Here is a 3976-nt window from a genome sequence, read left to right as displayed (position 1 = left end):
CTCGCCCGGGAAGACGCTCCTGCCTCGTTTGGTGCACGCAACGGCGCACATCGACTACACGTGTACGGATGGGTCGGGTGAGGCCGGGCAAGCGGCAGGCCGGATCACGGGGCAGACCCGGACGTCGTGCGTGCATGTCAGCGGCGGTCTGACCCGGGAGGTCATCACCTACGCCAATGGCAGCCGGTCGGTGATCCTCTACACCGACGACACCGTGGCCCAGGTCGCCAACGCCAACGTCGTCCTTTTCCGCGGCCGGGTTCTGGAAGGCCGTGGAAAGGGCCAACGGGCCGTGCGGACGCTGCTCCTGCTGGACAAGGGGCTGCCCACCGCCTGCCTCACGTCCGAAGGGCTCACCGACGCCGGCGGTACGGTCTCCCTGCGCATCGAGCCCGTCTGACCGGGGGGAAGTCGTTGCCGGACGCGTCCTGTTCCCGTGGGCGTGCCGTGGTGTGCGGTGGCGGCCTGGCCGGACTGCTGGTCGCCCGTGTGCTGGCTGAGGGCGGGTTCGCTGTGACCGTCGTCGAGCCCGATCCCGTGGGCGCATCAGCGGGGCCGCGACCGGGGGCGCCTCAGGGGCACCACGCGCACGGCCTGTTCGTCCGGGGTGTGCGCGTGCTGGAGGAGTTGTTGCCCGGCATCGTGGGTGAGCTGACCGCCCGGGGCGCGGTCGCGGTGGATGTGGGGGCGGAATACGCGCTGGCGAGCCGGTTCGGGCGCGGCGCCTCGTTCGTGGCCGACAAGCACATGCTGGCCGCCGGGCAGCCGCTGCTGGAGGCGGCCGTGCGCCGCCGGGTCCTGGCCCTGCGGGGTGTCACTGTGCTGGCGGGGCACCGGGCTGACCACCTTACCGGCTACGACGGGCGCGTCACCGGGGTGGTGGTGCGCGAGGCCACCGGTGGGGCTTGCCGGCTGCTGGAGGCCGATCTGATGGTGGATGCCACCGGCAGGGCTTCGAGGGCCGACCGATGGCTCACCGCATTGGGCTATCCCGCTGTGCCGATCAGCGTGGTCGACGCCGGTCTCGCCTTCGCCAGCCGCCTCTACCGCCCACCGGCACGCCGCCCGCCCTGGCAGGTGTGCCATGTGATGATCACCCCGCCTCTGGCCCGCGGGGGCATCATCATGCCCATCGAGGGCGACCGCTGGCTGGTGACCCTGTGCGGCGTCGGCTCCGACCGGCCGACCAAAGGCGAGCGCGACTTCCTGCCCTACGCCCGCACGCTCCACCAGCCCGACCTGGCCGATGCCCTCGAGGAGGCCACCGCGCTGAGCGGCGTCACCCTCACCCACGCCGGCGCCAACCGCCGCCGCCACCTCGACCGTCTCACCCCGCAGCCCCACAACCTGATCCTCGTCGGGGATGCCGCCTGCTGCTTCAACCCCCTGTACGCCCAGGGCATGACGGCCGCTGTCCTCACCGCCCGCACCCTGCGCAGCCACCTGGCACGTCACCCGTCCCTCGAGGGTTTCGCACCCGCCTTCCACCGCGCTCTCGCCCCGCTGCACGACGCCTGCTGGGCCCAGGCCACCACCGCCGACACCCTCCTGGCCGGCACAACCGGCCCCGGCCTCACCCGCCGCCAGCGCCTGCTGGCCCGCCACTCGCAGCACGTGCTGGCCGCCGGCACGCGCGACCCGGTGGCGCAGGAAGCGTTCCTCGACGTCGTCCACATGCTCTCCCCACCCACCACGCTCTTCACCCCGCGCGTCCTCGCCCGCCTTGCCCGCCTACGAATCGGCCCGGCGGCTCAGCGCGGGCAGCACCGAGGTAGGTGCAGGACAGATCCCGGGGTCAGACGGAGAGCTCCACACCCGAGACGACCGCGCCTCGGACCGCCAGGTACTCGGCGGTGAAACCACCGCCACACCCCGCGTCCAGCACCCGCCGGCCACCCCGACCGGCCGCTACATACCGGTCGAAAAACGCGAACCGAGGCTGGTTCAACGCCCGCAACGAGGCCACCGGAGACGCCGACGCCCACCAGTCACGGGCCCGATCCCCGAAGGTCTCCGTGTCACCAGCCACTGCACCCTCCTCCCCCGCGGGCCGACACGCACGCATAACAACGAGCACCCCGCCCGACAGGCAATGGAGCCCCCGGGGCACACGACGACTGGCCAAGCAGTGATCAAAGGGGCCGAATGCTGAGCAAAGTCACACATCACTGTGACCTTGAGCGATAGGTGGCCAGTGACGTTCAGCCTCCTTACGGCTAGGCGCCCTAGGTGATCTCCAGTTGGCCAGCTTGTGGCACCGTAGGTGGCCACCCGGGTCGTTGGGCACACTCGCGCTGAGGACGTCAAGGCCCCGAGCCCAGCACCCGTACCGCCCATGCCCTGCATCGTCAGGTACAGGCCGGACGTCGCATTCCTGATCAAGTAAGCGCCATGGTGCGGCTACCTCCGCCGGTCACCACGCGGAGGACACGGAGCGCGTTCTGTGCCCGGCACGTCAGCGTGCGCGAGCGGTCGCACGTCGCAGGAGCAAAGTGAGGAGTGCCCCGGTGGTCAATGCTCCCGCGGAGCCCACGAGGCCGGCCCGGGGGCCGACATGATCCGCCAGCCACGCTCCACCCTGAGAAGCCACGAGGAACGCGGCGCCGGACAGTGTGCTGACCAGGCCGGTGGCGCGGCCCTGGAGGGCGTCAGGGACCCGTGTCTGCCGCAACGTGGTGAAGCTGACTTGGAGCGGTGCGCTGGCCAGGGCGATGACCAACACGCCCGCCAGAGCCATGTACAGGCTCGTGGAGCCGGCGAGTACCCATCCTCCGCACACCATCACCCAGGCTGAGAGGGACAACGCGGAAACCGGCGCCAACCGCGCGGCGAAACCTATGAGCAGTCCCGCGACGAGAACCTGGGCGACCCCGTTCGTCAGGCTGAACAGAGCGACGTCGCCTGCCGGGCGATTCAGTGCAGCAGGCAAGAAGGCCACGAGCACCGTGTTGTTGATCCCTGCCTGCAGCACTACGCACAGGTACGTGCCCAAGGCTACGGCCAGAGTGTGGTCGCGGCTGTCCACCAGGGCCCGCACGCCGACTCGTAGGCCGGTGGCTGCCAAGCTGTCGTCCGTTACCCCGTCTCTCCCCCGGTCACGCACCGCCGTACGCCGTGCCACCGGCTGCGGTGGGAGCCTGCGCTGGAGCAACGCGGCCGCCACGAAGCTGACGGCATCGGCCGTCAAGGCCACAACGGGGCCTGACTTGCTGTACAGCAGGGCTCCGAGGAGCGGCCCGAGGACATAGCTGATCTGCTCGGTCGTCGTCATGGTGCTGTTGGCGCGTACCAGTGTGTCCTTAGCCACCAGCTGTGGCAGCACCGCACCCCGCGCCGCCGACCCTGCACTGCCGGCGATCGCTGAGGCTGCCAGAGCGCCCAGTACCAGCGGCACCGAACCACTGAGCATCCCCCACAGGATCGCGCCGCTACCCACCGCCCGTGCCACGTTGCTGACGATGAGGATCTGTTTGCGGTCGTACCGGTCGGCGAGAACGCCCATGCCGGGGCCGACGACGAGGGTGGGGAGCCGTTCGAACAGGACACCCAGCGCCACGGCCCGGGCCGAGCCGCCCCATGCGGCGTAGAGCCAGAGGATCACCGTGATGCCGCGCAGGGCATCGCCGGCGAGTGAGACTGCGCAGGAGCCCCAGAACACGCGGAAGCCGGGGCCGAGAGCGGCTGGCGCCTGCCGGGCGGAAGCCGAGGTGGTCATTCGGTGGCCGCCGGGGCAGGCGCCCGGTCGGCGGGGAGCAGGGGAAGGCTCTTGACCGCGGCCGGGGTGGCGGCCGGGGTCGCCACGGCCGCCTCCCAGTACTCGGCCCGCATCCGTCGCATCAGTACGTGCCACAGATGCGTCAGCGCCGTCTCCGGTACAGGCCCCAGCCCCGTGCCGAATTCACCTGTGGTGACCGAGGTGATTTCCTGCATCGGCAGCAGATAGTGCCCGTCCTTACGGAGTTGCTCGACGTTCCGC

General features: G+C 70.7%; 4 protein-coding genes. 2 read left to right on the top strand and 2 right to left on the bottom strand.

Annotated features, from left to right (window positions below):
* Together ACSNOG_RS31970 and ACSNOG_RS31965 are read left to right on the top strand one after the other, a co-directional pair.
* On the top strand, window positions 1-400 hold a 400-nt coding region (locus tag ACSNOG_RS31970), incomplete at its 5' end, for a hypothetical protein (protein ID WP_436756202.1).
* Between the two features lie 47 nt (window positions 401-447).
* Window positions 448-1857: an FAD-dependent oxidoreductase gene (locus tag ACSNOG_RS31965; RefSeq protein WP_436756201.1), complete on the top strand. Its 1410-nt coding sequence runs from the start codon at window positions 448-450 to the stop codon at window positions 1855-1857.
* 598 nt (window positions 1858-2455) lie between these two features.
* Here the strand turns inward: ACSNOG_RS31965 and ACSNOG_RS31960 are convergent.
* Both ACSNOG_RS31960 and ACSNOG_RS31955 read right to left on the bottom strand, forming a co-directional pair.
* Window positions 2456-3715: an MFS transporter gene (locus ACSNOG_RS31960; RefSeq protein WP_436756200.1), complete on the bottom strand. Its 1260-nt coding sequence runs from the start codon at window positions 3713-3715 to the stop codon at window positions 2456-2458.
* Window positions 3712-3976 (bottom strand): hypothetical protein (locus ACSNOG_RS31955; RefSeq protein ID WP_436756199.1); only part of this gene is annotated, 265 nt, incomplete at its 5' end. The genes ACSNOG_RS31955 and ACSNOG_RS31960, both read right to left, overlap by 4 nt.

This window comes from Streptomyces sp. URMC 124 (genome assembly GCF_051386455.1).
Taxonomy (GTDB): Bacteria; Actinomycetota; Actinomycetes; order Streptomycetales; family Streptomycetaceae; genus Streptomyces.
The sequence above is the reverse complement of the archived record's forward strand: the minus strand, read 5'-3'. Positions and strand labels throughout refer to the sequence as shown.

Excerpts from the sequence above, each read along its gene's own strand:
- ACSNOG_RS31960 (WP_436756200.1), bottom strand. The coding sequence starts at position 3,715 with ATGACCACCTCGGCTTCCGCCCGGCAGGCGCCAGCCGCTCTCGGCCCC.